The organism is Streptomyces sp. NPDC001157 (genome assembly GCF_053598255.1).
This window is the reverse complement of sequence record NZ_JBSFJW010000004.1, coordinates 149,000-174,735: the sequence shown is the minus strand read 5'-3', so window position 1 is coordinate 174,735 and position 25,736 is coordinate 149,000. Positions and strand designations below refer to the sequence as shown.

Here is a 25,736-nt window from a genome sequence, read left to right as displayed (position 1 = left end):
CACCCCTGATTGTTCGTCAGTTTCCCACCCCTTGAAGGGACATCAATGATGATGCGACGACGCACGACCCTGCTCGCGAGCTGCACCGCCCTCGCCCTCGCGCTCGGCGCCACCGCCTGCGGAGGCGGCCCGGTCTCCGCAGGCGGCGGCGACAAGGCGCTGGGCGGCCAGACCGTCACGGTGGCCGGAGTCTGGACCGGCAGCGAGCAGAAGAACTTCCAGAAGGTACTGGACGCCTTCAGCGCGAAGACCGGCGCCAAGACGCAGTTCATCTCCACCGGCGACAACGTCTCCACCGTCGTCGGCAGCAAGATCGAAGGTGGTAACGCGCCCGACGTGGTGATGGTCCCGCAGGTCGGCGTGTTGCAGCAGTTCGCCAAGAAGGGCTGGCTCAAGCCGCTGTCCGCCACCACCCAGAAGGCCGTGGACGCGGGCTACGCCCCCGTGTGGAAGAAGTACGGCAGCGTCGACGGCACCCTGTACGGCCTCTACTTCAAGGCCGCCCACAAGTCGACGGTCTGGTACAGCCCCGAGGCCCTCACCCAGGCAGGCGTCAAGCCGCCGAAGACGTACGACGAGATGCTGAAGGCCGGACACACCGTCTCCGACTCCGGCGTTGCCGCCTTCTCGGTCGCCGGGCAGGACGGCTGGACCCTCACCGACTGGTTCGAGAACATCTACCTCTCACAGGCGGGCCCCGAGAAGTACGACGCCCTGGCCGCCCACAAGTTGAAGTGGACGGACGCGAGCGTGGTCAAGGCGCTCGGCACCCTCGGCAAGCTGTTCAAGGACAAGCAGCTGATGGCCGGCGGCCAGAAGGAGGCCCTCAACACCGACTTCCCGGGCTCGGTGGAGAAGGTCTTCGGGCCCAAGCCCGAGGCCGGCATGGTCTACGAGGGCGACTTCGTCGCCGGGGTCGCACACGACCAGTTCGGCAAGACCATCGGCACGGACGCGAACTTCTTCCCCTTCCCCGCGGTCGACGGCGGCAAGGCGCCGGTGGTCAGCGGCGGTGACGCGGCCGTCGTCCTCAAGGACGGCAAGAACGCCACGGCAGGCATGAAGCTCCTGGAGTACCTGGCGACCCCGGAGGCGGCCGCCGTATGGGCGAAGGCCGGTGGCTTCCTGTCCCCGAACAAGAAGCTCTCTCCCGACTCCTACGGCGACGACGTCACCCGGGCCACCGCCAAGTCCCTTGTCTCGGCCGGGGATTCGGTCCGCTTCGACATGTCCGACCAGGCCCCGGCGGCATTCGGCGGCACCAAGGGCGCGGGCGAGTGGAAGCTGCTCCAGGACTTCCTGAGCGACCCGTCGAACCCGAAGGGCACCGCGGCACAGCTGGAGGCCGCGGCGGCCAAGGCCTACAAGGGCTGACGCACCATGACCACGACTCTGGTGAAAGAGACAAGCCCGCCCGCGATCGGGGGCGCCGAGCGGGCCCGGCGCTCCCGTCGCCGGGCCCGGATCATCGCCCTGCTCTTCGTCTTCCCGGCACTGCTCCTGCTGGGTGCGCTCGTCGTGTACCCCGTGCTGTTCTCGGTCGGCCGCAGCTTCTTCGACGCGTCCGGTACGCGCTTCGTGGGCGGCGAGAACTACACCGAGATGTTCCGCGACCCGGCGACCCTCAACGCCGTACGGAACACGGCCATCTGGGTCGTCGTGGCGCCCGCGCTGCTCACCGGCCTCGGCCTGATCCTCGCCGTACTGGTGGAGAAGGTCCGCTGGGCGACGGCCTTCAAACTCCTGCTGTTCATGCCGATGGCGGTGTCCTTCCTGGCGGCCGGCATCATCTTCCGGCTCGCCTACGACGAGGACCCGAACAAGGGCGTGCTCAACGCGGCCGTGGTCTCGGTGCACGACGCCTTCAAGGGCACCTCGGAGTATCCGACCGCGCGGGCTCGCGTGGGCCAGGGGCTGAAGGCGGCGCCGGACGGCTCGTACCGGACGAACGGGAGCGTGTCGCCGGGGCAGTCGGTGGCGCTCGGGCTCGTCGGCGTCGCGCCGAAGGACCTGCCCGGCGGTGCCGAGCCCGCGTACGGCGCCGCGCACCGCAAGGCCGCGGCCGACGAGGTGAGCGGGGTCGTCTATCTGGACTTCACCCCCGGCGGGGGCGGGAAGCAGGGCAAGGTCGACCCGCGGGAGAGCGGGCTGCCCGAGATGAAGGTCGAGGCGGTGCGGGACGACGGGACCACGGCCGGGAGTACGGCCACTGCCGCTGACGGCTCCTTCCACTTCGCGGGGCTGAAGTCCGGCTCGTACACGGTGAAGTTGCCCGCGTCGAACTTCGCGCAGCCGTACCAGGGTGTCTCGTGGCTCGGACCGATGCTCGTCACGCCGGCGATCATCGGGGCGTATCTGTGGATCTGGACCGGGTTCGCGATGGTGCTGATCGGGGCCGGCCTTGCGACGCTGCCGCGCGATGCGCTGGAAGCGGCGCGGATGGACGGCGCGAACGAGTGGCAGATCTTCCGGCGGATCACGGTGCCGCTGCTGGCGCCGGTACTGACGGTCGTCTTCGTGACCCTCGTGATCAACGTGATGAAGGTCTTCGACCTCGTCTACATCATCGCGCCCGGGCCGGTGCAGGAGGACGCGACCGTGCTCGCCACCCAGATGTGGCTGGTGTCCTTCGGCGGCGGCAACAACCAGGGGCTCGGCAGTGCGCTGGGCGTGCTGCTCCTGCTGCTCGTGGTCCCCGCCATGGTCTTCAACGTCCGTCGTTTCCGGAGGAGTCAGCGATGAACGCGGTCAGGCGTGGCCTGGGGAACGGGCTGGTGCAGGCTTTCCTGGTGGTGATCGGTCTGGTGTGGCTGACGCCGCTCGCGGGGTTGTTCCTGTCGTCGTTGCGGTCCTCGCAGGACTCGGCGAGCAGCGGCTGGTGGACGGTGTTCAGCAGCCCGGGTCAGCTGTCCTTCGACAACTACTCGGCGCTGCTGAAGAACTCCGGGATGACTCAGGCCTTCTGGAACACGGTGCTGATCTCCGTGCCGGCGACCGTGCTGGTCGTGGTGCTGGCGGCACTGGCCGGATATGCCTTCGCCTGGCTGGACTTCCCCGGGCGGGAGGCCGTCTTCCTGGTCGTGGTGGCGCTGTTGGTGGTGCCGGTGCAGATCGGGTTGCTGCCGGTGGCCAAACTCTTCGGTCAGCTGGGGCTGTTCGGGACGATTCCGGGGGTCGTGCTGTTCCATGTGGCGTACGGGCTGCCGTTCGCGGTGTTCCTGCTGAGGAACTACTTCGCCGAGATGCCGAAGGAGATGCTGGAGGCCGCCCGTATGGACGGCGGGAGCGAGTGGCGGATCTTCACGCGGCTGGTGCTGCCGGTGGGGCGGCCCGCGATCGCCTCGCTGGCCATCTTCCAGTTTCTGTGGGTGTGGAACGACATGCTGGTGGCGCTGTTGTTCGCGGACAGTTCCTCGCAGCCGCTGACGGTGCAACTTCAGTCGCAGATACGGCAGTTCGGGAGCAATATCGATGTGCTGGCGCCGGGGGCGTTCGTGTCGCTGGTGGTGCCGGTGGTGGTGTTCTTCGCGTTCCAGAAGCACTTTGTGCAGGGCGTGATGGCGGGTTCGGTGAAGTGAGTCTTCTTCGGCCTGAACGGCCTCGTCCTCAAACGCCGGACGGGCTGAAAATAGCCCCTCCGGCGTTTGAGGAGCGGGGGTCCGGGGGCTGGCCCCGGGACGGGTAGGGGCGGCGGGGGCGAAAAAATCCTCCGCCGCACCCTCGACTCACGGTGAAGCCGGTGGGTACAGCGAGCGGGGCAGTTGGGAGGCTGCCGTCGCGTCCAGTAGCCACAGGGTGCGGGAGCGGCCGCGGGCGCCCGCGGCCGGAGCCTGCACCTCGCCCGCTCCGGACAGGGCGATCGCAGCAGCCTGCGCCTTGTCCTCGCCGGCCGCCAGCAGCCAGACCTCCCGTGCCGCGCGGATGGCGGGGAGGGTCAGCGTCACCCGGGTCGGCGGAGGCTTGGGCGCCCCATGGACGCCCACCACCGTCCGCTCCGTCTCCCGTACCGCGGGCAGCTCCGGGAACAGCGAGGCCACATGCGTGTCCGGACCCACACCCAGCATCAGGACGTCGAAGGTCGGCACGGCACCGTGGTTCTCGGGCCCGGCCGCCCGGGCCAGCTCCTGCGCATAGCCCTCCGCCGCCGCCTCGACGTCGCCACCGTACGGACCGTCCGACGCCGGCATGGCGTGCACCCGCTTCGGGTCCAACGGGACGGAGTCCAGCAGGGCCTCGCGGGCCTGGGTGACATTGCGGTCCGGGTCGCCCTCGGGCAGGAAGCGCTCGTCCCCCCACCACAGATCGAGCCGGCCCCAGTCGATCGCGTCCCGGGCCGGTGCGGCAGCCAGGGCGGCCAGCAGGCCATTGCCGTTGCGGCCGCCCGTCAGGACCACGGACGCATAGCCCCGGGAGCTCTGCGCGTCCACGATCTTCGTGATGAGACGGGCCGCGGCGGCCTGCGCCATCAGTTCCTTGTCGTGGTGCACGACCAGCTGCGGAGTACTCACTTCGCCGCCGCCTTCTTCCCCGATTCCGCGGATTCCGCGGATTCCGCGGATTCCGAGGCGTCCGAGTCCGTCACCGGCGCCTCCGCCGCTTCCGGTGCGGAAGCTTCCGCAGCGACCTCGCCGTCCGCTCCTTTGGGAGCAGGCTCCGCCGGCTCCGGAAAGGAGACCTCCGGCAGCGAAGGGTTCAGCCGGTCCACCCCGAACCGCAGCGCCGACGCATACGTGTCGTCCGGATCCAGCCGCCGCAGCTCCTCCGCGATCAGCTCGGCCGTCTCACGCCGCTTCAGCGCCACCGCGCGGTCCGGCTGGCCCTGGATGGAGAGGGTCGCCAGGGAGCCGTCCGCACGGTCCAGGACTATCTGGCCGGTGTCCGTCGCCATGCGGACCGCCGTCAGGCCGGGGCCGTTCGACAGCGACCGCTTCACCGGTACGTCCAGGCGGTCCGCCAGCCACATGGCCAGCAGTTCGCAGCTCGGGTTGAACTCCTCGCCCTCCACCTCGACGGCCTCCACCTCGCAGGTGACCTGGTCGAGCGCGGCGGCCAGCATCGAACGCCAGGGCGTGATGCGGGTCCAGGACAGGTCGGTGTCGCCGGGGGTGTAGGTGTCGGCGCGCGCCGACAGCTCCCGTACCGGCTGCTCCGCGGCGTACGTGTCCGTCACCCGGCGCTGGGCCAGTGCGCCCAGGGGGTCGTTCGCCGGGTCGAGGGGGGCGTTCACCGGCCACCAGGCCACCACCGGGGCGTCCGGCAGCAGCAGGGGCAGGACCACCGACTGTGCGTGGTCCACGATCTCGCCGTACAGGCGCAGGATCACCGTCTCGCCGGTGCCCGCGTCGGCGCCCACCCGCACCTCGGCGTCGAGGCGCGACTGCGTACGGTCGCGGGGCGAGCGCGAGACGCGCTTGATGACCACGAGGGTGCGCGAGGGGTGCTCGTGCGAGGCGTCGTTCGCGGCCTTCAGAGCGTCGTACGCGTTCTCCTCGTCCGTCACGATGACCAGCGTGAGCACCATGCCGACGGCCGGCGTGCCGATGGCACGGCGGCCCTGCACCAGCGCCTTGTTGATCTTGCTGGCCGTGGTGTCCGTGAGGTCCATCTTCATGGCCGGCGCCAGCTCCGTCCGTCTCGCTCCAGCATTTCGTCCGCCTCGACGGGCCCCCACGTGCCGGACGGGTACTGCGCCGGCCGGCCGTTCTGGTCCCAGTACTGCTCGATCGGGTCGAGGATCTGCCAGGACAGCTCGACCTCCTCGGTGCGCGGGAAGAGGTTCGAGTCGCCGAGCAGGACGTCCAGGATCAGACGCTCGTACGCCTCCGGGGAGGACTCGGTGAAGGACTCGCCGTACGCGAAGTCCATGGACACGTCCCGGATCTCCATCGAGGTGCCGGGCACCTTGGAGCCGAAGCGGACCGTCACGCCCTCGTCCGGCTGGACGCGGATGACGATCGCGTTCTTGCCGAGCTCCTCCGTCGCCGTGTGGTCGAAGGGGGAGTGCGGGGCCCGCTGGAAGACCACCGCGATCTCGGTGACCCGGCGGCCCAGGCGCTTGCCGGTGCGCAGGTAGAACGGGACGCCCGCCCAACGGCGGTTGTCCACCTCCAGCTTGATGGCCGCGTAGGTGTCCGTCTTCGACTTGGGGTCGATGCCCTCCTCCTGGAGGTACCCGACCGCCTTCTCGCCGCCCTGCCAACCGGCCGCGTACTGGCCGCGCACGGTGTCCCGGCCCAGGTCCTTCGGCAGCCGTACGGCCCCGAGCACCTTGGTCTTCTCGGCGGCCAGCGCGTCCGCGTCGAAGGAGGCGGGCTCCTCCATGGCCGTCAGGGCCATCAGCTGGAGGAGGTGGTTCTGGATGACGTCACGGGCGGCGCCGATGCCGTCGTAGTAGCCGGCCCGGCCGCCGATGCCGATGTCCTCGGCCATGGTGATCTGCACATGGTCCACGAAGGACCGGTTCCAGATCGGCTCGAACATCGTGTTGGCGAAGCGCAGCGCCAGGATGTTCTGGACGGTCTCCTTGCCCAGGTAGTGGTCGATGCGGAAGACCTGGTCCGGGGCGAAGACCTCGTGGACGACCTTGTTGAGCTCCTCGGCCGACTTCAGGTCGTGGCCGAAGGGCTTCTCGATGACCGCCCGGCGCCAGGAGCCGCCGGTCTGGTCGGCAAGGCCGTGCTTCTTCAGCTGCTGGATGACGACCGGGAAGGAGCGCGGCGGCACGGAGAGGTAGAAGGCGAAGTTGCCGCCCGTGCCCTGTGCCTTGTCGAGCTCCTCGATGGTGCCGCGCAGCCGCTCGAACGCGTCGTCGTCGTCGAAGGTGCCCTGGACGAAGCGCATCCCCTGGATGAGCTGCTGCCAGACCTCCTCGCGGAACGGCGTACGGGCGTGCTCCTTGACGGCGTCGTGGACCTCGGCGGCGAAGTCCTCGTGCTGCCACTCGCGGCGCGCGAAGCCGACGAGGGAGAAGCCCGGCGGCAGCAGACCCCTGTTGGCGAGGTCGTACACGGCGGGCATGAGCTTCTTCCGTGACAGATCGCCCGTGACGCCGAAGATGACCAGGCCCGACGGCCCCGCGATACGCGGGAGCCGCCGGTCTGCAGGGTCACGCAGCGGGTTGCTGCTCGACAAGGTTTCAGCCCTCCGAGGGGGCGAGGCGCTCCAGCTCCGCCTCGGTCGACTTGAGCAGGTCGTTCCAGGACGCCTCGAACTTCTCGACGCCCTCGTCCTCCAGGAGCTGCACCACGTCGTTGTACGAGATCCCGAGCTTCTCGACGGCGTCGATGTCGGCGCGGGCCTGCTCGTAGGTGCCGGCCACGGTGTTGCCGGTGATCGAGCCGTGCTCCTCGGTGGCCTGCAGGGTGGCCTCCGGCATGGTGTTGACCGTGTTCGGCGCGACCAGGTCGTCGACGTAGAGGGTCGGCTTGTAGGCCGGGTCCTTCACGCCGGTGGAGGCCCACAGCGGACGCTGCTTGCGGGCGCCCGCGTTCTCCAGCTTGCTCCAGCGGTCGGAGGAGAAGATCTCCTCGTACGCCTGGTAGGCCAGCCGCGCGTTGGCGACCGCGGCCTTGCCGCGCAGCGCCTTGGCCTCGTCGGTGCCCAGCGCGTCCAGGCGCTTGTCGATCTCGGTGTCCACGCGGGACACGAAGAAGGACGCCACCGAACGGATCAGCGAGAGGTCCAGGCCGCGCTCCTTGGCCTTCTCCAGGCCGGAGAGGTAGGCGTCCATGACCTCGCGGTAGCGCTCCAGCGAGAAGATCAGCGTCACGTTGACGCTGATGCCGAGGCCGATGACCTCGGTGATCGCCGGCAGACCCGCCTTGGTGGCCGGGATCTTGATGAGCGTGTTGGGGCGGTCGACCAGCCAGGCCAGCTGCTTGGCCTCGGCGACCGTCGCCCTGGTGTTGTGGGCGAGGCGCGGGTCGACCTCGATCGACACGCGGCCGTCCTGGCCGTCGGTGGCGTCGAAGACCGGGCGCAGGATGTCGGCGGCGTCCCGCACGTCCGCCGTCGTGATCATGCGGACGGCCTCTTCGACGGTGACCTTGCGGGCGGCAAGGTCGGCGAGCTGCTGCTCGTAACCGTCGCCCGACGAGATCGCCTTCTGGAAGATCGTCGGGTTGGTGGTGACGCCCACGACGTGCTGCTGGTCGATCAGCTCGGCGAGATTGCCGGACGTGATCCGCTTGCGCGACAGGTCGTCCAGCCAGATCGCGACGCCTTCTTCGGAGAGGCGCTTGAGTGCGTCTGTCATGGAATTACATCTCCTACGTGTCGTATGTGAGCGTCAGCGCTGGGCGGCGGCGAGGGATTCCCGGGCCTTGGCGGCCACGTTCTCGGCAGTGAAGCCGAACTCGCGGAAAAGGACCTTGCCGTCGGCGGAAGCACCGAAGTGCTCCAGGGAAACGATGCGACCGGCGTCCCCGACGTACTTGTGCCAGGTGAGACCGATGCCCGCCTCGACCGCTACCCGCGCCTTCACCTGCGGCGGCAGGACGCTGTCCCGGTACCCCTGGTCCTGCTCCTCGAACCACTCCACGGAGGGCATGGACACGACCCGCGTCGGCACCCCGTCCGCCTGCAGCTGCTCACGCGCCTCGACAGCCACGTGCACCTCGGAACCGGTGGCGATCAGGATGACCTGCGCCGCGGCGCTCTGCCCTTCGGGCCCTTCGGCCTCGAACAGGACGTAACCGCCCTTCGCCGCCTCGTCGTTGGCCTCGTACGTCGGTACGCCCTGCCGGGTCAGCGCGAGGCCGTGCGGGGCGCCCTTGCCGAACTCCTTGGTGTACCGCTTGAGGATCTCGCGCCAGGCGATCGCGGTCTCGTTGGCGTCGGCGGGGCGCACGACGTTGAGACCCGGGATGGCGCGCAGCGACGCGAGGTGCTCGATCGGCTGGTGCGTCGGGCCGTCCTCGCCGAGACCGATGGAGTCGTGCGTCCACACGTACGTCACCGGCAGGTGCATCAGCGCCGACAGACGCACGGCGTTGCGCATGTAGTCGGAGAAGACCAGGAACGTACCGCCGTAGATACGGGTGTGGCCGTGCAGCGCGATGCCGTTCATCTCCGCGGCCATGGAGTGCTCGCGGATGCCGTAGTGGATCGTGCGGCCGTACGGGTTCGCCTCCGGCAGCGGGTTGTCCGCCGGCAGGAACGAACTCGTCTTGTCGATGGTCGTGTTGTTCGAGCCGGCCAGGTCGGCGGAGCCGCCCCACAGCTCGGGGATGATCGCGCCCAGCGCCTGCAGCACCTTGCCGGAGGCGGCACGCGTGGCGACGCCCTTGCCCGGCTCGAAGACGGGGAGCTTGTCCTCCCAACCGGCGGGCAGCTCACCGGCGTTGATGCGGTCGAACTCGGCGGCGCGCTCGGGGTTGTTCTGCCGCCACAGCTGGAAGGACTTCTCCCACTCGGCCTTCGCCTCGCGGCCGCGCTCCAGCGCCTGGCGGGTGTGCTTGATGACGTCGTCGGAGACCTCGAAGGACTGCTCCGGGTCGAAGCCGAGGACGCGCTTGGTGGCCGCCACCTCGTCGTCGCCGAGCGCCGAGCCGTGCGCGGCCTCGGTGTTCTGCGCGTTCGGGGCGGGCCAGGCGATGATCGAGCGCATCGCGATGAAGGACGGCTTGTCCGTCACCTGCTTCGCGGCCTCGATCGCGTTGTAGATCGCGTGCGGGTCGAGGTCGCCGTCGGGCTTCGGGGCGATGCGCTGCACATGCCAGCCGTAGGCCTCGTAGCGCTTGACGGTGTCCTCGGAGACGGCCGTCTCGGTGTCGCCCTCGATCGAGATGTGGTTGTCGTCCCACAGCAGGATCAGGTTGCCGAGCTTCTGGTGGCCGGCCAGCGAGGACGCCTCGGCGGAGATGCCCTCCTGGAGGCAGCCGTCACCGGCGATCGCGAAGACGAAGTGGTCGAAGGGCGACTCGCCCTGCGGGGCGTCCGGGTCGAACAGGCCGCGCTCGTAGCGGGCGGCCATCGCCATGCCCACCGCGTTGGCGACACCCTGGCCGAGCGGGCCGGTCGTCGTCTCGACGCCCTTGGTGTGGCCGTACTCCGGGTGGCCCGGGGTCTTCGAGCCCCAGGTGCGGAAGGCCTTCAGGTCGTCCAGCTCCAGGCCGAAACCGGCCAGGTAGAGCTGTGTGTAGAGGGTCAGGGACGAGTGACCGGCGGACAGCACGAAGCGGTCGCGGGCGACCCAGTCCGGGTCGGCCGGGTCATGCCGCATCACCTTCTGGAAGAGGGTGTAGGCGGCGGGCGCCAGGCTCATGGCCGTACCAGGATGGCCGTTGCCGACCTTCTGTACGGCGTCGGCGGCCAGGACGCGGGCGGTGTCGACGGCCCGCTGGTCCAACTCGGTCCACTCGAGGTCTGTGGTGGTCGGCTTGGTGCTCACCCTGAGTCAGGGCTCCTCTCCACATGTCACGCATGTCGAATGCCGGCGCACTGGACGCCCACCGGCCGCTGTCGAGCCTACCCCCGTAAGTACGTGCAATTTTTCGAGTCATTCCAGACTGCCGGGCCTACGGGGGATCCGCCTCCCGACTGGGCAGATCGCATTCGGCAACTGAATACGGAGCGGCTCATCCGAGTGCTCAATCGAGCTCCCGATCGAGCTTCTGTACGACCCCTCCCAACACGACCCCACCCCCGCGAAGGCCGAGGTATGGGCAACGTCTACAGTGGCGTGGTACGCGCGAGCCTTTACCGGGACTTCACACGGGTGAGGCTTGCTGGGATGTCTCTGTAGGGGTGTGCGTGACGGCCGTCGAATCCCGTCCAGCCGGGGTGCTGGGGGAGAGCAGGAGCTCGAGTCACCGGCCGTTCGGGGCCCGTGTCAAGGCGTTCGTGGCGCTCACCAAGCCGCGGATCATCGAGCTGCTGCTCATCACCACCGTTCCGGTGATGTTCCTGGCCCAGCAGGGCGTGCCGGACCTGACGCTGGTGCTGCTCACCTGCGTCGGCGGCTACCTCTCGGCGGGCGGCGCCAACGCGCTGAACATGTACATCGACCGCGACATCGACGCCCTCATGGACCGCACCTCGCAGCGCCCGCTGGTGACGGGAATGGTCAGCCCCCGTGAATGCCTGGCCTTCGGCATCACCCTCGCGGTGGTCTCCACGCTCCTGTTCGGCTTCACCGTCAACTGGCTGAGCGCCTGGCTCTCCCTCGGCGCACTCCTCTTCTACGTCGTCGTCTACACGATGATCCTCAAGCGCCGTACCTCGCAGAACATCGTGTGGGGCGGCATCGCGGGCTGTCTCCCGGTGCTCATCGGCTGGTCGTCCGTCACGAACTCCATGTCGTGGGCGCCGATCATCCTCTTCCTCGTCATGTTCTTCTGGACGCCGCCGCACTACTGGCCGCTGTCCATGAAGGTCAAGGACGACTACGCGCGCGTGGGCGTGCCGATGCTGCCGGTCGTCGCCTCCAACAAGGTGGTGGCCAAGCAGATCGTCATCTACAGCTGGGTGATGGTCGCCGTCTCGCTGCTGCTGACCCCGCTCGGCTACACGGGCTGGTTCTACACGCTCGTGGCACTGCTGGCCGGCGGCTTCTGGCTGTGGGAGGCACACGGCCTGCAGAACCGGGCCAAGGCCGAGGTGACGGGCGCGAAGCTGAAGGAGATGCGCCTGTTCCACTGGTCCATCACCTACGTGTCGATCCTGTTCGTGGCGGTCGCGGTGGACCCCTTCCTGCGCTAGTCCTTCTCTGTACGTCGCCGCGGGCGGGGTGCGTGGTCAAGGCCACGCACCCCGCCCGTCGCCGTTCGACCTACCCGTCGGTAGCATCCTGGCCATGGCAGAGACTCAGCAGGTTGACCCGAAGGCCGAGCGCAAGGTGGCGCGGCTCGCCAAGCAGATCAGCGCCTTCTCCAAGGCGCACGGCGGGGCCGAGGGCCAGGTGGCCTACATCGGCGAGCGCGGCGCGCGCATCGTCCTCGTCGGCGAGGACGGCGGCTGGGGCGACCTGGTGGCGCCCTCGTACGAGCTGGCCGAGAAAGCAGTGGAGAAGGCCGGCATCACCGTCCACGAGGACTTCGACGGCGAGTTCGCGGCCAAGGTGAAGACGGGCCGGTACGAGTGGACGCGCATGGCGGGCATCCAGGTGGGCGGTCCGAGCAACACCTAGTGCCGGGTTCACCCGTTAGGCCCTGCGACAAGCGCAGACGTCGGCACACGGGGAGCCCGGATGATCGAAACACCGTCCCTCGTGGACCAGTACTGCCACGGCGTACTGAGGACGGAGCTGGGCCTCGGCACCTTCGAGGCCCAGCTGTCCCGCACCGAGGGCCCGCCCGCCCCCGGCACGACCCTCTTCGACACACAGACCGGTTTCGCCGTACGACGCTGGTGCCCTCCGCTGCTCGGCCTGGAACCGCACTGCGCGCCCGCCCGCTATCTCGCCCGCCGTCGTGAACTGGGCGTACTGGAAACGGGCCGCAGGCTGCTGCGCGGCAGCGGCATCACGACGTATCTGGTCGACACGGGGCTGCCCGGCGATCTGACCGGGCCCTCGGAGCTCGCGTCCGCCGGGGCCGCCGAGGCCCGCGAGATCGTCCGCCTGGAGTTACTGGCCGAACAGGTCGCCGACACCTCCGGGACCGTGGAGTCCTTCCTCGCCAACCTCGCCGAGTCGGTGCACGCCGCGGCCGCGAACGCCGTGGCCTTCACATCGGTCGCGGGCGTACGGCACGGTCTGGCGCTCGCTCCCGAGCCGCCGGGCCCGGGGGAGGTGCGGGGCGCCGCCGGCCGGTGGCTGGCCGGTCGCCGGGTCGGCGGCGAGCTGACCGACGCCGTACTCCTGCGGCACCTGCTGTGGATCGCCGTCGCCTCCGGCCTGCCGCTCCAGCTCCACGCTGGCCTCGGCGAACCGGGCCAGCGCATCGACCGCACCGATCCGGTGCTGCTCACGGACTTCGTCCGCGCGACGGCGGGCCTGGGCACCGACCTGGTCCTGCTGCACGGCTACCCCTACCACCGCCACGCCGCCCACCTGGCCGGCGTCTTCCCGCACGTCTACGCCGACTCGGGCGCCGCCCTGGTCCGCACCGGCGCCCGCGCCGCAACGGTCCTCGCCGAGATCCTGGAACTGGCCCCCTTCGGCAAGATCCTCTTCTCCAGCGGGGCTCATGGCCTGCCCGAACTGCACGTGGTGGGGGCGCGGCTGTTCCGGGAGGCCCTGGGGCGGGTGCTGGGCGGCTGGGTCGCCGAGGGGGCATGGTCGTTGGGGGACGCACAGCGGGTGGCGGGGATGGTGGCGTCCGGGAACGCGTGCAGGGTGTACGGACTGGAGTGAGCCGTACCGGAACGGGGGCCTGGGGCAGGCCCTAAGCGCGGCTTGCCACCGTCACCTCGGCCGAGGGGCCGGGCAGGTCGGCAATGGCCTGAGGCCGCTCCCGCAGTGCCAGCAGCACCCGCAGTACCCAGATCCAGATCAGGCAGGAGCCGAGCATGTGCAGTCCGACAAGCACCTCGGGCAGGTGCGTGAAGTACTGGACGTAGCCGATGACGCCCTGCGCGAGCAGGACCAGGAACAGCTCGCGGGTGCGGGCCAACGGGTCCTTGGGGGCGTCGACCGCCTTCAGGACGAACCAGAGGGCGAAGGTCAGCGTCACCACGATCCACGCGAGCACCGCGTGCAGCTTGGCCACCGTCTCCCAGTCGATCGGGATCCGCTCGACCTTGTTGGAGTCGCCCGCGTGCGGTCCCGCGCCGGTGACCACCGTGCCCACCGCGATCAGCAGCACGGTGGCGAGGACCAGGAACCACACCATCTGCTGCACCGGCTTGCCGACCAGCGGGCGGGGCGCCCCGTCGCCCTCGCGGGTGCGCTGCCACATCACGACGGCGACCGCGATCAGCGCCGAGGCGAGCAGGAAGTGGGCCGCGACCGTGTACGGGTTCAGACCGACCAGGACCACGATGCCGCCGAGCACCGCGTTGCTCATGACCAGCCAGAACTGCGCCCAGCCCAGGCGGGTCAGGCTGCGCCGGAACGGCTTCTCGGAGCGCGCGGCGACGATCGCCCAGCCGATGGCGGCGCACAGCACATACGTCAGCATGCGGTTGCCGAACTCGATGGCGCTGTGGAAGTTCATCTCGCCCGTCGGTGCGAGCGAGTTCGCGGTGCACTTGGGCCAGGTCGGGCAGCCGAGCCCGGAACCGGTCAGCCGCACCGCACCGCCGGTGACGACGATGACCACCGACATGACGAGCGCGGAAAGAGCAGACCGCTGGACCGTCCGGGGCTCGGGGGTCCAGCGTCCGGCGATGAAGGAGAGCGGGTTGCGCAGGGCCGCCACGGCGTCGGCGCGGGTCACGTTTGGCACGGGCCCATCGTAGGCGGGCCGCTTGTGCACGCGTTCACGAGGGTCCGCGAAGCCCCTGTCCCCGCACTGCTGCGGGCTACTCCCAGCGGAAGAACCTGCCGGCCGCCGCGAGCCCCACGACCGCCCACACCCCCAGAATCCCCAGGTCACCCCACGGCATCCCGGCTCCGTGCTGCAGCACGTCCCGCAAGCCGTCGGAGAGGGCGGAGATCGGCAGGAGTCCCAGCACGTCCTGGGCGCCCTGCGGGAACTTTTCCATCGGCACGATCACGCCGCCGCCCACGAGCAGCAGCAGGAAGACCAGGTTGGCGGCGGCCAGGGTCGCCTCCGCCTTCAGCGTGCCCGCCATGAGGAGACCGAGGCCGGAGAAGGCCGCCGTACCGAGGACGAGCAACAGCAGGACGGCTGCCACGCTTGTAAATGTTCCAGCGCCGTGCGGGGACCAGCCCAGCGCGAAGGCGATCACCGTCAGGAGGATCACCTGAAGGATCTCCGTGACCAGCACCGACGCCGTCTTCGCGGTCATCAGGCCCCAGCGGGGGAGCGGCGAGGAGGCCAGGCGCTTGAGGACGCCGTAGCGGCGCTCGAAGCCCGTGGCGATCGCCTGGCCGGTGAACGCCGTCGACATCACGGCGAGCGCCAGGATGCCGGGGGCGAGGAAGTCGACGGACTTGCCCGCGCCCGTGTCGACGATGTCCACCGAGCTGAACAGGACCAGCAGCAGGGTCGGGATCACGACCGTCAACAGGAGCTGCTCACCGTTGCGCAGCAGCATCTTCGTCTCGAGCGCGGCCTGGGCCGCGATCATGCGAGGGAGGGGGGCCGCGCCCGGCTTGGGGGTGTAAGTGCCGGTGATCGTCACGAGCGCAGCTCCTTGCCGGTGAGCTCCAGAAACACGTCTTCGAGGGTGTGCCGTTCGACCGAGATCTTGTCCGGCATCACCCCGTGCTGCGCGCACCAGGACGCCACCGTCGCCAGCAGCTGCGGGTCGACCTTGCCGACGACCCGGTAGGAGCCCGGTGTCAGCTCCGCCGCCGAGCAGTCCGCGGGGAGCGCCTTGAGGAGGGAGCCCACGTCCAGGCCGGGGCGGCCGGTGAAGCGGAGCGTGTTCTCGGCGCCGCCGCGGCACAGCTCCTCCGGGGAGCCCTGGGCGATGACCCGGCCTGCGTCGATGATCGCGACGTCGTCGGCGAGCTGTTCGGCCTCGTCCATGTAGTGCGTGGTGAGGATGACCGAGACGCCGTCGGCGCGCAGGTCGCGGACCAGGTCCCAGGTGGCGTGCCGGGCCTGCGGGTCGAGGCCGGCGGTCGGCTCGTCCAGGAACACCAGCTCCGGGCGGCCCACGACCGCCATCGCGAGCGCGAGGCGCTGCTGCTGGCCGCCGGAGAGGCGGCGGTAGGTCGTACGGCCGCAGGAGCCGAGCCCGAGTCGCTCGATCAGGGCGTCCACGTCCAGCGGGTTCGCATGCAGTTTCGCCACGTGCCGCAGCATCTCGTCGGCCCGGGCGCCCGAGTAGACGCCGCCGGACTGCAGCATCACGCCGATGCGCGGATGCAGTTGACGGGCCTGCCGCACCGGGTCGAGCCCCAGGACGCGCACCGTGCCGGAGTCCGGTCTGCGGTATCCCTCACAGGTCTCGACGGTCGTGGTCTTGCCCGCGCCGTTCGGGCCGAGTACGGCGGTCACGCCCGCCTGGGCCACCAGGTCGAGGCCGTCCACAGCGGTTTTGGTGCCGTACCGCTTCACCAGGGCCTGAACCTGGACCACGGGCTCACTTCGCATGGGCGAGAGTCTAGGTACGGGTTCCACGGCCCGGACCGGCGGGTGCAGGATCTCCACTCCCGGGGGGCGCGGGCTCGTCCTCCCGGGACCGGTGCAACGCCAGCCACCGCTGCGCGTACGCCACCGCGTCCGCCACCGGGAACAGCCGGACGTCGGCGGCGCCCACCTTTCCGCGTACGACGGCACGGTCCCGCTCGAAGTCGTACCCGAGCTCGTCGAACCGCTCCGAGGTGATCGACACCTCGGTCACCGTCTCCCAGCCGCCACCGGGGGCGGGGCGGCCCACCGCGACGAGCGGTGACGGTATCCGGTACTCGGCGAGGTGGAAGCTCGTGCACGACCCGTACCCGGCGCCGAGCAGCAGCACCCGGGCGCCCAGCTCCTCCAGCCGTGCCAGCGGGCTGCGCTCGCCGAGCCGGCAGTCGGTCGCGTGGTCGTCGACGATCTCCGCCGCGCGCGGACCGACTGCCGCGAAGGAAGTCTGCGGGTGCGCGCTGCGCCGGGCGCCCGGCCAGGTGCGCACGGTCTCCGGGATCACCCCGACCCCGCGCGAGGGTGTGACCAGCGGGTCGTAGGCGGGCATGGTGGCCCGGATCCGCTCCCACCACTCCTCGGGCACCGGCGGATTGCTCCACAGCGCCGGGTCCGAGAGGTCTCCCGTCTGGGTCGGGACGACGATCGTGCCCTCATGGCCGACAGCGTCGAGAAGACCTTGCACGACCGCGACGGCACCTCCACACACCCAGCCGAGGCTGCTGAGAGAGGAGTGCACCAGGAGGATCTCGCCGGTCTCGACGCCCAGCAGGCGCAGCTGTGTGGCGATGGTGTCGCGAGTGACAAGAGGGCCGGTCGGAGGGGGTGTCGGCATGGTTGGGGAGTGTTCCCGAAGGGGCCCCGGAGCGCCACCGAATTGTCCCGGCTCTGATCGATCAAAGATCGTTTCCGCAGGTCAGGTTAGGTGTGCCTAAGTGACGCAGGGCACCGTCCACTGGCCGGGACGTGGGTTGCCCGGTCCTGAGGAATTACGCAACAATGGCGTTGTGAAAAACGTCGGCGAGGCTCTGGAGACCCCCACGGGGGCCCAGCAGGACGAGCACGCGACCGGTGAGCGTTCGACGCGCAACCGGGTCGCGCGGTCGATCCTGGACCACGGGCCGTCGACCGTCACCGAGCTGGCCGGCCGCCTGGGGCTCACCCCCGCGGCCGTACGACGTCATCTGGACGCGCTGGTCGCGGACGATGTCGTGGAGGCCCGGGAGCAGCGGGTGTATGGCGCGCGCACGCGCGGCCGTCCCGCCAAGGTGTTCGCCCTGACCGACTGCGGCCGTGACGCCTTCGACCAGTCCTACGACAAGCTCGCCGCGGACGCCCTGCGCTGGATCTCGGAGCGGTTCGGCGGGGACGAGGCGGTCGTCGCCTTCGCACGCGCGAGGATCGCCGAGCAGGCCGGTGCCTACCGCAGGGCGATCGAGGCCGCAGCCCCCGAGGAGCGCACCGAAGCCCTGGCCAAGGCCCTGAGCGCGGACGGGTACGCTGCTACGGCGCGCAGCGCACCGGTCGGCGAGCAGCTGTGCCAGCACCACTGCCCCGTCGCCCATGTCGCGGAACAGTTCCCTCAGCTCTGCGAGGCGGAGACCGAGATCTTCTCCCAGCTGCTCGGCACGCATGTCCAGCGACTGGCGACCATCGCGCACGGTGACGGCGTCTGCACGACGTTCATCCCCAAGATTTCCAAGACCACTGACAACGCAACCGCAAGCACGGCCGGGAGGAACCCCGCATGACTCTCCCCACGGAGACTGCCCACCCTGAGCTCGAGGGTCTGGGCAAGTACGAATACGGCTGGGCCGACTCCGACGAGGCCGGTGCCTCTGCCAAGCGCGGTCTCAGCGAGGACGTCGTCCGGGACATCTCCGCCAAGAAGAACGAGCCGGAGTGGATGACCAAGCTCCGTCTCAAGGGCCTGCGCCTGTTCGAGAAGAAGCCCATGCCGAACTGGGGCTCCGACCTCTCGGGCATCGACTTCGACAACATCAAGTACTTCGTGCGCTCCACGGAGAAGCAGGCGGAGTCCTGGGAGGACCTGCCCGAGGACATCAAGAACACGTACGACAAGCTCGGCATCCCGGAGGCGGAGAAGCAGCGCCTCGTCGCCGGTGTCGCGGCCCAGTACGAGTCCGAGGTCGTCTACCACCAGATCCGCGAGGACCTGGAGGAGCAGGGCGTCATCTTCCTGGACACCGACACCGCCCTGAAGGAGCACCCGGAGCTCTTCAAGGAGTACTTCGGCACGGTCATCCCCGTCGGCGACAACAAGTTCGCGTCGCTGAACACCGCGGTGTGGTCCGGCGGCTCCTTCATCTACGTGCCGAAGGGCGTGCACGTGGAGATCCCGCTCCAGGCCTACTTCCGCATCAACACGGAGAACATGGGCCAGTTCGAGCGGACGCTGATCATCGTCGACGAGGACGCCTACGTCCACTACGTCGAGGGCTGTACGGCGCCGATCTACAAGTCGGACTCCCTGCACTCCGCGGTCGTCGAGATCATCGTCAAGAAGGGCGCCCGCTGCCGCTACACGACCATCCAGAACTGGTCGAACAACGTCTACAACCTGGTCACCAAGCGCGCCGTGGCGTACGAGGGCGCGACCATGGAGTGGATCGACGGCAACATCGGCTCCAAGGTCACGATGAAGTACCCGGCCGTCTACCTGATGGGCGAGCACGCCAAGGGCGAGACCCTGTCCATCGCCTTCGCGGGCGAGGGGCAGCACCAGGACGCCGGTTCCAAGATGGTCCACATGGCGCCGAACACCTCCTCCAACATCGTCTCCAAGTCGGTGGCGCGCGGCGGCGGCCGTACGTCCTACCGCGGTCTCGTCGAGATCGGTGAGGGCGCCGCCGGATCCAAGTCGAACGTGCTGTGCGACGCGCTGCTCGTCGACACCATCTCCCGCTCCGACACGTACCCCTACGTGGACGTCCGCGAGGACGACGTGTCCATGGGCCACGAGGCGACCGTCTCCAAGGTCTCCGAGGACCAGCTCTTCTACCTGATGAGCCGCGGCCTCAGCGAGTTCGAGGCGATGGCGATGATCGTGCGCGGCTTCGTCGAGCCCATCGCGAAGGAGCTGCCGATGGAGTACGCGCTGGAACTCAACCGGCTGATCGAGCTCCAGATGGAAGGTGCGGTCGGCTAAGCAACGGCCGCCCCCATCAAGTCACTTACGTAGGAAGAGAGCAGACCGACAGCCATGGCTGAGGCTCAGAACATCCCCGTGGGGTCCACCACCGCGGGCCAGATCGCGGTGGCCGCCGAGTCGACCGTCGCCACGCGCATGAGCGCGCCCCCGTCCTTCGACGTGGCGGACTTCCCGGTCCCGCACGGCCGCGAGGAGGAGTGGCGGTTCACCCCGCTGGAGCGCCTGCGCGGGCTGCACGACGGCACCGCCGTCGCGACCGGCGAGGGCGTGAAGGTCGAGGTCGAGGCCCCCGAGGGCGTCACCGTCGAGCTCGTGGACCGTGACGACCCGCGCCTCGGCAAGGCCGGCACCCCGGTGGACCGCATCGCCGCCCAGGCGTACTCGGCGTTCGAGAAGGCCGGCGTGGTCACCGTCCCCAAGGAGACGGTGCTCACCGAGCCGATCCGCATCGCCGTGCACGGCGAGGGCGGAGTCGCCTACGGCCACCAGGTCGTGGAGCTCGGAGCCTTCGCCGAGGCCGTCGTCGTCATCGACCACACCGGTGACGCGGTGCTCGCCGCCAACGTCGACTACATCCTGGGCGACGGCGCCAAGCTGACCGTCGTCTCCGTCCAGGACTGGGACGACAAGGCCGTGCACGTGGCCCAGCACAACGCCCTCGTCGGCCGGGACGCCTCGTTCAAGTCGGTCGTGGTGACCTTCGGAGGCGACGTCGTACGGCTGCACCCGCGTGTCTCCTACGCCGGCACCGGCGGCGAGGCCGAGCTGTTCGGGCTGTACTTCACGGACGCCGGTCAGCACCAGGAGCACCGTCTCCTGGTCGACCACAACGTCCCGCACTGCAAGTCGAACGTCGTCTACAAGGGCGCGCTGCAGGGCGAGTCCGCCCACGCGGTGTGGATCGGCGACGTCCTCATCGAGGCCAAGGCCGAGGGCACGGACACGTACGAGATGAACCGGAACCTCGTCCTGACGGACGGCGCCCGGGTCGACTCCGTGCCGAACCTGGAGATCGAGACCGGCGAGATCGTCGGCGCGGGGCACGCGAGTGCCACCGGCCGCTTCGACGACGAGCAGCTCTTCTATCTGATGGCCCGCGGCATCCCGGCCGACGAGGCCCGTCGTCTGGTGGTCCGCGGCTTCTTCGCCGAGCTGGTCCAGCAGATCGGTGTCGACGACATCCAAGAGCGCCTTCTCGTGAAGATCGACGAGGAGCTGGAGGCCACGGTCTGATGGCCTTCGTACGCGCCTGTGCGCTGAGCGAGCTGGAGGAGGACACCCCGAAGCGGGTGGAACTCGACGGCACGCCCATCTCGGTCGTGCAGACCGAGGGCGAAGTGTTCGCGATCCACGACATCTGCTCGCACGCGAACGTCTCGCTCTCCGAGGGCGAGGTGGAGGACTGCCAGATCGAGTGCTGGCTGCACGGCTCCAGCTTCGACCTCCGCACCGGCAAGCCGTCCGGCCTCCCCGCGACGCGCCCCGTCCCCGTATACCCCGTAAAGATCGAAGGGGACGACGTTCTCGTCTCCCTCAACCAGGAGTCCTGAGGCACCCATGGCAACGCTTGAAATCCGCGACCTGCACGTCACCGTCGAGGCCGACAACGCCACGAAGGAGATCCTCAAGGGCGTCGACCTCACCGTGAAGCAGGGCGAGACGCACGCCATCATGGGCCCCAACGGCTCCGGCAAGTCGACCCTCGCCTACTCCCTCGCGGGCCACCCGAAGTACACGATCACCGGCGGCACCGTCACCCTCGACGGCGAGGACGTCCTGGAGATGTCCGTCGACGAGCGCGCCCGCGCGGGCCTGTTCCTGGCGATGCAGTACCCGGTCGAGGTTCCCGGTGTGTCCGTGTCGAACTTCCTCCGCACGTCCGCCACGGCGATCCGCGGCGAGGCCCCCAAGCTGCGCACCTGGGTGAAGGAGGTCAAGGAGACCATGGAGCGCCTCTCCATGGACCCGTCCTTCGCCGAGCGCAACGTCAACGAGGGCTTCTCCGGCGGTGAGAAGAAGCGCCACGAGATCCTCCAGCTCGAACTGCTCAAGCCGAAGATCGCGATCCTCGACGAGACCGACTCCGGCCTCGACGTCGACGCCCTTCGTGTCGTCTCCGAGGGCGTCAACCGCGTCCGCGAGACCGGCGAGGTCGGCACCCTGCTGATCACGCACTACACGCGCATCCTGCGCTACATCAAGCCCGACCACGTCCACGTCTTCTCCGGCGGGCGCATCGTCGAGTCCGGCGGCGCCGAGCTCGCCGACAAGCTGGAGGACGAGGGCTACGAGGCATACACGAAGGGTGGCGCATCCGCGTGACACTGCTGCCGGGCCTCCTCGACACTGAGGCGATCCGCAAGGACTTCCCCATCCTGGACCGACAGGTCCACGACGGGCAGAAGCTCGTGTACCTGGACAACGCGGCGACCTCGCAGAAGCCGCGCCAGGTGCTGGACGCCCTGAACGAGTACTACGAGCGCTACAACGCCAACGTCCACCGCGGTGTGCATGTGCTCGCCGAGGAGGCCACGGCGCTGTACGAGGGCGCGCGGGACAAGGTCGCGTCGTTCATCAACGCGCCGAGCCGCGACGAGGTGATCTTCACCAAGAACGCCTCCGAGTCGCTCAACCTCGTGGCGAACATGCTGGGCTGGGCCGACGAGCCCTACCGCGTGGACCACGAGACCGAGATCGTCATCACGGAGATGGAGCACCACTCCAACATCGTGCCGTGGCAGCTGCTCTCGCAGCGCACGGGCGCGAAGCTGAAGTGGTTCGGCCTGACCGACGACGGCCGCCTGGACCTCTCCAACATCGACGAGATCATCACGGAGAAGACGAAGATCGTCTCCTTCGTGCTGGTGTCGAACATCCTCGGCACGGTCAACCCGGTCGAGGCGATAGTCCGACGCGCCCAGGAGGTCGGTGCGCTGGTCTGCATCGACGCCTCGCAGGCCGCCCCGCACATGCCGCTGGACGTGCAGTCGCTGCAGGCCGACTTCGTGGCCTTCACCGGCCACAAGATGTGCGGCCCGACCGGCATCGGCGTCCTGTGGGGCCGGCAGGAGCTGCTGGAGGACCTGCCCCCGTTCCTGGGCGGCGGCGAGATGATCGAGACGGTGTCGATGCACTCGTCGACGTACGCTCCCGCCCCGCACAAGTTCGAGGCGGGCACCCCGCCGATCGCGCAGGCGGTCGGCCTGGGCGCGGCGATCGACTACCTCTCCTCGATCGGCATGGACAAGATCCTCGCCCACGAGCACGCCCTCACCGAGTACGCGGTGAAGCGGCTGAGCGAGGTCCCGGACCTGCGGATCATCGGCCCCACCACGGCCGAGGACCGCGGCGCGGCGATCTCCTTCACGCTCGGCGACATCCACCCGCACGACGTGGGCCAGGTCCTCGACGAGCAGGGCATCGCGGTCCGTGTCGGCCACCACTGCGCGCGGCCGGTCTGCCTGCGTTACGGAATTCCTGCGACCACGCGAGCGTCGTTCTATCTGTACTCCACGCCGGCCGAGATCGACGCTCTGGTCGACGGACTGGAGCACGTACGGAACTTCTTCGGCTGAGGGACGTGAGCTGAGACAGTGAAGCTGGACTCGATGTACCAGGAAGTCATCCTGGACCACTACAAGAACCCGCACGGGCGTGGTCTTCGGGATGGCGACGCCGAGGTGCACCACGTGAACCCGACGTGCGGCGACGAGATCACCCTGCGTGTGAAGTACGACGGCACGAAGATCGAGGACGTCTCCTACGAGGGCCAGGGCTGCTCGATCAGCCAGGCCTCGGCCTCCGTCCTGAACGAACTGCTGGTCGGCAAGGACCTTGCGGACGCCCAGAAGATCCAGGAGACCTTCCTGGAGCTGATGCAGTCCAAGGGCCGGATCGAGCCGGACGACGCGATGGAGGAGGTGCTGGAGGACGCGGTCGCGTTCTCCGGTGTCTCCAAGTACCCGGCCCGGGTCAAGTGCGCCCTCCTCAGCTGGATGGCGTGGAAGGACGCGACGGCCCAGGCCCTGGGCGGAGCCGACGCCGAAAGGAAGACGGCATGAGCGAGACCGTTGAGATGAAGCCGGCCTCGGAGGAAGAGATCCGCGAGGCGCTGTACGACGTCGTCGACCCCGAGCTGGGTATCGATGTCGTCAACCTCGGCCTGATCTACGGCATTCACATCGACGACGCGAACATCGCGACGCTCGACATGACGCTGACGTCGGCGGCCTGTCCGCTGACGGACGTCATCGAGGACCAGGCCAAGTCCGCCACGGACGGCCTCGTCAGCGAGCTGCGCATCAACTGGGTGTGGATGCCGCCGTGGGGCCCCGACAAGATCACGGACGACGGGCGGGAGCAGCTGCGGGCACTCGGGTTCAACGTCTGAGTCCCACGCACTCGTTCAAGACAACGGCGACGCCCTCAGGGCGTCGCCGTTGTTGTGTCATCAGGTGCTGTGGCCTCAGATGTTGTGTCCTCAGGCCAGGCCGGCCACCAACCGGAACGCCGAATCCGCCCGGTAGCCGTCGCCGTACTGGTAAGGGTCAAGCTCCAGCTGGAAGTTCTGGTGCCGCAGGAAGCGGCCCGGATAGTTCACCGACTCCAGCATGACCGCTCCCGAGTAGGCGGAGGCGCGGGGGCAGAAGGTGGCGTCCTGCTTGAAGAGGCCGGAGCCGTCGTTCGGTTCGTCGCGGAGCAGGAAGTTGCGGTGGCGCAGGTACTTGCCGTCGTGCGTGACGAACGAATAACAAGAGCTGTCCGCCAGGCCCCTGACCACCTTGAAGGTGGAGCCCTGGCGGGACTCCGAGCCGGTCGGCGGGTCGAGCTTCACGTAGTCGCCGCTCACGTGCCAGTAGCGGTCGGGGTAGTTCACCGACTGCAGGGACCTGTAGGCGGCCGACGGTTTCGAGTGGTGGCTCGGCGAACTCGCGTGAGGCTTGGGCGACTTGGACGGCTCGGTGCCGCCGGCCGCCGAGTCGTGCGGGCCGGGCGCGGGGGAGGAGCTGGTCTGTGCGGACGACAGGCCGCTCTTCCCGGCGGGTGTCTTGACGCCGTTCGTGGACGGGGTGGCGAAGGAGATCAGGCCGGGGGGCGTTTCGGCGACGGGCGACGACGGGGTCCCGGACGCCCGTGACGGGCGGTCAGAGTCCTTGTCCATCACGGTTATCGCCGTCGCGCACGCGACGATCGTGGCCAGGGCCAGCGCGCCGGCCAGCCAGAGTCTTCGGGTTCCCGGGGCTCGGGAGGTGTCGGGGGACCAGCCGTTGTCCCAGGGCTGGTTCCGGGGTGGCTCGGGGGTGGTTTCTGGCATGCGCTGTTTCTCCAGCGGCGCCCGAGGCGGCGGCCGGGGGTGAGGTGGGGGTGAGGTGAGTGAGCGGTGAAACCTTAGTGGAGAGGGGAGATCGCGGGGAGTCGTTTGAGTGAGCGATTTCCATGAAAGTTGAACCTCCTCATGCGGAATGCGGGCTTACGGATCTCTCGGCGTCGACGTGCCGTTGTGTACGGTCGTACGCATCATTGTGTACGCTCGTACACATGGCACTCCTGATGCTTTTCGCGGCCATCGCCGCCGAGGTGGGCGGTACCACCGCCATGAAGTTCAGCCACGGCTTCAGCAAGCTGTGGCCGTCCGTGCTGACGCTCGTCGGATACGGCGTCTCCTTCTGGCTGCTCGCCCAGACGCTGAAGACCATCCCGGTCGGCACGGCCTACGCGATCTGGGCCGGCCTCGGCACCGCGGCCATCGTGGCCATCGGCATCCTCTTCCTCGGCGAGGGCCTGACCGTCCCGAAGGCCGTGGGGATCGGGCTGATCATCGTCGGGGTCGTGGTGCTCAACCTGGGAGGCGCGCACTGATGCCCCGCCGCTACGACCCCGACCGGCGGCAGCGGATCATCGACGCGGCGATCCGGGTGGTGGGCGAGAAGGGCCTGACCGGGCTGAGCCACCGCTCCGCCGCCGCCGAGGCCGACGTGCCGCTCGGTTCGACGACGTACCACTTCAAGACCCTCGACGAGCTGATGGTCGCCGCGCTGCGGCAGGCGAGCGAGGGCTTCGCCGACGTGGTCGCCTCCCGCGGCGGCCTGGAGGATCCGCGGCCCGACCTCGCCGCCGAACTCGCGGGCTGTCTGGGCGAGTGGCTCGCCGGCGACCGCACCGGCGTCGAGCTGGAGTACGAGCTCTATCTCGCCGCCCTGCGCCGCCCCGCCCTGCGCCCGGTGGCCGCCGAATGGGCCGATGACGTCGCCGAACAGATCGCCCGGCACACCGACCCGGTGACGGCCCGGGGGCTGGTCGCGCTGATGGACGGCATCTGTCTGCAGGTGCTGCTGACGGGGGCGCCCTATGACGAGGAGTACGCGCGCGAGGTGCTGGCGCGGATGATCCCCGGCCCCCGTTCATGAGCCGGCGCCGCCCGC

General features: G+C 69.2%; 26 protein-coding genes. 16 read left to right on the top strand and 10 right to left on the bottom strand.

The features are described 5' to 3' along the window. The first annotated feature begins 48 nt into the window (after positions 1-48). Genes ACWDAG_RS09125 through ACWDAG_RS09115 form a run of 3 tightly spaced genes read left to right on the top strand, consistent with a single transcriptional unit; the run spans position 49 to position 3,578 of the window. Complete coding sequence (locus ACWDAG_RS09125) at positions 49-1,374, top strand: ABC transporter substrate-binding protein (RefSeq protein WP_450695191.1); 1,326 nt, start codon at positions 49-51, stop codon at positions 1,372-1,374. 6 nt (positions 1,375-1,380) lie between these two features. Continuing rightward, positions 1,381-2,742, top strand: coding sequence for a carbohydrate ABC transporter permease (locus ACWDAG_RS09120; RefSeq protein ID WP_450694953.1), 1,362 nt, complete (start codon positions 1,381-1,383; stop codon positions 2,740-2,742). Further along, the gene (locus ACWDAG_RS09115) at positions 2,739-3,578 is read left to right on the top strand and encodes a carbohydrate ABC transporter permease (protein ID WP_344403882.1); all 840 of its coding nucleotides are present in this window, start codon (positions 2,739-2,741) and stop codon (positions 3,576-3,578) included. The genes ACWDAG_RS09120 and ACWDAG_RS09115 overlap by 4 nt, the downstream gene beginning before the upstream one ends. 147 nt (positions 3,579-3,725) lie before the next feature. On the opposite strand, the gene pgl is transcribed toward ACWDAG_RS09115, so the two are convergent. From pgl to tkt, 5 genes are read right to left on the bottom strand one after another with little or no spacing between them, the layout of a single operon-like run. Beyond that, complete coding sequence (pgl, locus tag ACWDAG_RS09110) at positions 3,726-4,508, bottom strand: 6-phosphogluconolactonase (RefSeq protein ID WP_450694952.1); 783 nt, start codon at positions 4,506-4,508, stop codon at positions 3,726-3,728. Next, positions 4,505-5,611: a glucose-6-phosphate dehydrogenase assembly protein OpcA gene (gene opcA, locus ACWDAG_RS09105; protein WP_450694951.1), complete on the bottom strand. Its 1,107-nt coding sequence runs from the start codon at positions 5,609-5,611 to the stop codon at positions 4,505-4,507. The genes pgl and opcA overlap by 4 nt, the downstream gene beginning before the upstream one ends. After that, entirely contained in the window at positions 5,608-7,131 is a 1,524-nt protein-coding gene (gene zwf / locus ACWDAG_RS09100) for a glucose-6-phosphate dehydrogenase (protein WP_450694950.1), read from the bottom strand. Before zwf ends, opcA begins: the two co-directional genes overlap by 4 nt. A 4-nt stretch (positions 7,132-7,135) precedes the next feature. Beyond that, on the bottom strand, positions 7,136-8,254 hold the full coding sequence (gene tal, locus ACWDAG_RS09095) for a transaldolase (protein ID WP_450694949.1): 1,119 nt from the start codon (positions 8,252-8,254) through the stop codon (positions 7,136-7,138). A gap of 33 nt (positions 8,255-8,287) precedes the next feature. Continuing rightward, on the bottom strand, positions 8,288-10,390 hold the full coding sequence (gene tkt / locus ACWDAG_RS09090; protein ID WP_450694948.1) for a transketolase: 2,103 nt from the start codon (positions 10,388-10,390) through the stop codon (positions 8,288-8,290). A 356-nt stretch (positions 10,391-10,746) separates the two neighbouring features. Between tkt and ACWDAG_RS09085 the strand changes: the two genes are divergently transcribed. From ACWDAG_RS09085 to ACWDAG_RS09075, 3 genes are all read left to right on the top strand, one after another. Further along, positions 10,747-11,700: a heme o synthase gene (locus tag ACWDAG_RS09085; RefSeq protein ID WP_450694947.1), complete on the top strand. Its 954-nt coding sequence runs from the start codon at positions 10,747-10,749 to the stop codon at positions 11,698-11,700. Between the two features lie 94 nt (positions 11,701-11,794). Continuing rightward, the gene (locus ACWDAG_RS09080) at positions 11,795-12,127 is read left to right on the top strand and encodes a hypothetical protein (protein ID WP_181922503.1); all 333 of its coding nucleotides are present in this window, start codon (positions 11,795-11,797) and stop codon (positions 12,125-12,127) included. A 60-nt stretch (positions 12,128-12,187) separates the two neighbouring features. Next, on the top strand, positions 12,188-13,294 hold the full coding sequence (locus ACWDAG_RS09075; protein ID WP_450694946.1) for an amidohydrolase family protein: 1,107 nt from the start codon (positions 12,188-12,190) through the stop codon (positions 13,292-13,294). 31 nt (positions 13,295-13,325) lie between these two features. On the opposite strand, the gene ACWDAG_RS09070 is transcribed toward ACWDAG_RS09075, so the two are convergent. The 4 genes from ACWDAG_RS09070 to ACWDAG_RS09055 form a co-directional block, all read right to left on the bottom strand. Then, complete coding sequence (locus ACWDAG_RS09070) at positions 13,326-14,318, bottom strand: COX15/CtaA family protein (RefSeq protein WP_450695190.1); 993 nt, start codon at positions 14,316-14,318, stop codon at positions 13,326-13,328. Positions 14,319-14,403: 85 nt separating this feature from the next. After that, complete coding sequence (locus ACWDAG_RS09065; protein WP_450695189.1) at positions 14,404-15,135, bottom strand: ABC transporter permease; 732 nt, start codon at positions 15,133-15,135, stop codon at positions 14,404-14,406. A gap of 50 nt (positions 15,136-15,185) precedes the next feature. Continuing rightward, positions 15,186-16,109, bottom strand: coding sequence for an ABC transporter ATP-binding protein (locus ACWDAG_RS09060; RefSeq protein ID WP_450694945.1), 924 nt, complete (start codon positions 16,107-16,109; stop codon positions 15,186-15,188). 10 nt (positions 16,110-16,119) lie between these two features. Further along, positions 16,120-16,977, bottom strand: a complete 858-nt coding sequence (locus ACWDAG_RS09055; RefSeq protein WP_450694944.1) for an aminoglycoside N(3)-acetyltransferase — start codon at positions 16,975-16,977, stop codon at positions 16,120-16,122. A 172-nt stretch (positions 16,978-17,149) separates the two neighbouring features. Between ACWDAG_RS09055 and ACWDAG_RS09050 the strand changes: the two genes are divergently transcribed. The 8 genes from ACWDAG_RS09050 to ACWDAG_RS09015 are packed head-to-tail and all read left to right on the top strand — an operon-like array spanning position 17,150 to position 23,704. Continuing rightward, entirely contained in the window at positions 17,150-17,893 is a 744-nt protein-coding gene (locus tag ACWDAG_RS09050; protein WP_450694943.1) for a helix-turn-helix transcriptional regulator, read from the top strand. Then, positions 17,890-19,311, top strand: coding sequence for a Fe-S cluster assembly protein SufB (sufB, locus tag ACWDAG_RS09045; protein WP_344403868.1), 1,422 nt, complete (start codon positions 17,890-17,892; stop codon positions 19,309-19,311). The genes ACWDAG_RS09050 and sufB overlap by 4 nt, the downstream gene beginning before the upstream one ends. A gap of 54 nt (positions 19,312-19,365) precedes the next feature. Beyond that, positions 19,366-20,547, top strand: coding sequence for a Fe-S cluster assembly protein SufD (sufD, locus tag ACWDAG_RS09040; protein WP_450694942.1), 1,182 nt, complete (start codon positions 19,366-19,368; stop codon positions 20,545-20,547). Then, positions 20,547-20,864 (top strand): bifunctional 3-phenylpropionate/cinnamic acid dioxygenase ferredoxin subunit, encoded by a 318-nt coding sequence (locus tag ACWDAG_RS09035; RefSeq protein WP_099927980.1) that lies wholly within the window; start codon positions 20,547-20,549, stop codon positions 20,862-20,864. The genes sufD and ACWDAG_RS09035 overlap by 1 nt, the downstream gene beginning before the upstream one ends. Positions 20,865-20,871: 7 nt before the next feature. After that, positions 20,872-21,636, top strand: coding sequence for a Fe-S cluster assembly ATPase SufC (sufC, locus tag ACWDAG_RS09030; RefSeq protein WP_030933405.1), 765 nt, complete (start codon positions 20,872-20,874; stop codon positions 21,634-21,636). Beyond that, entirely contained in the window at positions 21,633-22,889 is a 1,257-nt protein-coding gene (locus ACWDAG_RS09025; RefSeq protein ID WP_450694941.1) for a cysteine desulfurase, read from the top strand. Before sufC ends, ACWDAG_RS09025 begins: the two co-directional genes overlap by 4 nt. 18 nt (positions 22,890-22,907) lie before the next feature. Then, the gene (gene sufU, locus ACWDAG_RS09020; protein ID WP_099927977.1) at positions 22,908-23,375 is read left to right on the top strand and encodes a Fe-S cluster assembly sulfur transfer protein SufU; all 468 of its coding nucleotides are present in this window, start codon (positions 22,908-22,910) and stop codon (positions 23,373-23,375) included. Continuing rightward, a complete protein-coding gene (locus ACWDAG_RS09015; RefSeq protein ID WP_037708299.1) occupies positions 23,372-23,704 on the top strand; it encodes a metal-sulfur cluster assembly factor in 333 nt (110 codons plus the stop codon). Before sufU ends, ACWDAG_RS09015 begins: the two co-directional genes overlap by 4 nt. Before the next feature lie 90 nt (positions 23,705-23,794). Here ACWDAG_RS09015 and ACWDAG_RS09010 read toward each other — a convergent pair whose 3' ends face one another. Next, complete coding sequence (locus tag ACWDAG_RS09010) at positions 23,795-24,628, bottom strand: AbfB domain-containing protein (protein WP_450694940.1); 834 nt, start codon at positions 24,626-24,628, stop codon at positions 23,795-23,797. A gap of 224 nt (positions 24,629-24,852) precedes the next feature. Between ACWDAG_RS09010 and ACWDAG_RS09005 the strand changes: the two genes are divergently transcribed. Beyond that, entirely contained in the window at positions 24,853-25,173 is a 321-nt protein-coding gene (locus ACWDAG_RS09005; protein ID WP_450694939.1) for a DMT family transporter, read from the top strand. Continuing rightward, complete coding sequence (locus ACWDAG_RS09000; RefSeq protein ID WP_450694938.1) at positions 25,173-25,721, top strand: TetR/AcrR family transcriptional regulator; 549 nt, start codon at positions 25,173-25,175, stop codon at positions 25,719-25,721. Before ACWDAG_RS09005 ends, ACWDAG_RS09000 begins: the two co-directional genes overlap by 1 nt. Positions 25,722-25,736 lie beyond the last annotated feature (15 nt).

What these genes read in the sequence shown, in the direction of transcription:
- ACWDAG_RS09075 (WP_450694946.1), top strand. Translation starts at nt 12,188, where the DNA reads ATGATCGAAACACCGTCCCTCGTGGACCAGTACTGCCACGGCGTACTG.
- tal (WP_450694949.1), bottom strand. Translation starts at nt 8,254, where the DNA reads ATGACAGACGCACTCAAGCGCCTCTCCGAAGAAGGCGTCGCGATCTGG.
- ACWDAG_RS09055 (WP_450694944.1), bottom strand. Translation starts at nt 16,977, where the DNA reads ATGCCGACACCCCCTCCGACCGGCCCTCTTGTCACTCGCGACACCATC.
- ACWDAG_RS09065 (WP_450695189.1), bottom strand. Translation starts at nt 15,135, where the DNA reads ATGATCGCGGCCCAGGCCGCGCTCGAGACGAAGATGCTGCTGCGCAAC.
- ACWDAG_RS09010 (WP_450694940.1), bottom strand. Translation starts at nt 24,628, where the DNA reads ATGCCAGAAACCACCCCCGAGCCACCCCGGAACCAGCCCTGGGACAAC.
- opcA (WP_450694951.1), bottom strand. Translation starts at nt 5,611, where the DNA reads ATGAAGATGGACCTCACGGACACCACGGCCAGCAAGATCAACAAGGCG.
- sufB (WP_344403868.1), top strand. Translation starts at nt 17,890, where the DNA reads ATGACTCTCCCCACGGAGACTGCCCACCCTGAGCTCGAGGGTCTGGGC.
- sufD (WP_450694942.1), top strand. Translation starts at nt 19,366, where the DNA reads ATGGCTGAGGCTCAGAACATCCCCGTGGGGTCCACCACCGCGGGCCAG.
- ACWDAG_RS09080 (WP_181922503.1), top strand. Translation starts at nt 11,795, where the DNA reads ATGGCAGAGACTCAGCAGGTTGACCCGAAGGCCGAGCGCAAGGTGGCG.
- ACWDAG_RS09000 (WP_450694938.1), top strand. Translation starts at nt 25,173, where the DNA reads ATGCCCCGCCGCTACGACCCCGACCGGCGGCAGCGGATCATCGACGCG.
- ACWDAG_RS09125 (WP_450695191.1), top strand. Translation starts at nt 49, where the DNA reads ATGATGCGACGACGCACGACCCTGCTCGCGAGCTGCACCGCCCTCGCC.
- ACWDAG_RS09005 (WP_450694939.1), top strand. Translation starts at nt 24,853, where the DNA reads ATGGCACTCCTGATGCTTTTCGCGGCCATCGCCGCCGAGGTGGGCGGT.
- ACWDAG_RS09015 (WP_037708299.1), top strand. Translation starts at nt 23,372, where the DNA reads ATGAGCGAGACCGTTGAGATGAAGCCGGCCTCGGAGGAAGAGATCCGC.
- ACWDAG_RS09060 (WP_450694945.1), bottom strand. Translation starts at nt 16,109, where the DNA reads ATGCGAAGTGAGCCCGTGGTCCAGGTTCAGGCCCTGGTGAAGCGGTAC.
- ACWDAG_RS09115 (WP_344403882.1), top strand. Translation starts at nt 2,739, where the DNA reads ATGAACGCGGTCAGGCGTGGCCTGGGGAACGGGCTGGTGCAGGCTTTC.
- ACWDAG_RS09120 (WP_450694953.1), top strand. Translation starts at nt 1,381, where the DNA reads ATGACCACGACTCTGGTGAAAGAGACAAGCCCGCCCGCGATCGGGGGC.
- sufC (WP_030933405.1), top strand. Translation starts at nt 20,872, where the DNA reads ATGGCAACGCTTGAAATCCGCGACCTGCACGTCACCGTCGAGGCCGAC.
- ACWDAG_RS09035 (WP_099927980.1), top strand. Translation starts at nt 20,547, where the DNA reads ATGGCCTTCGTACGCGCCTGTGCGCTGAGCGAGCTGGAGGAGGACACC.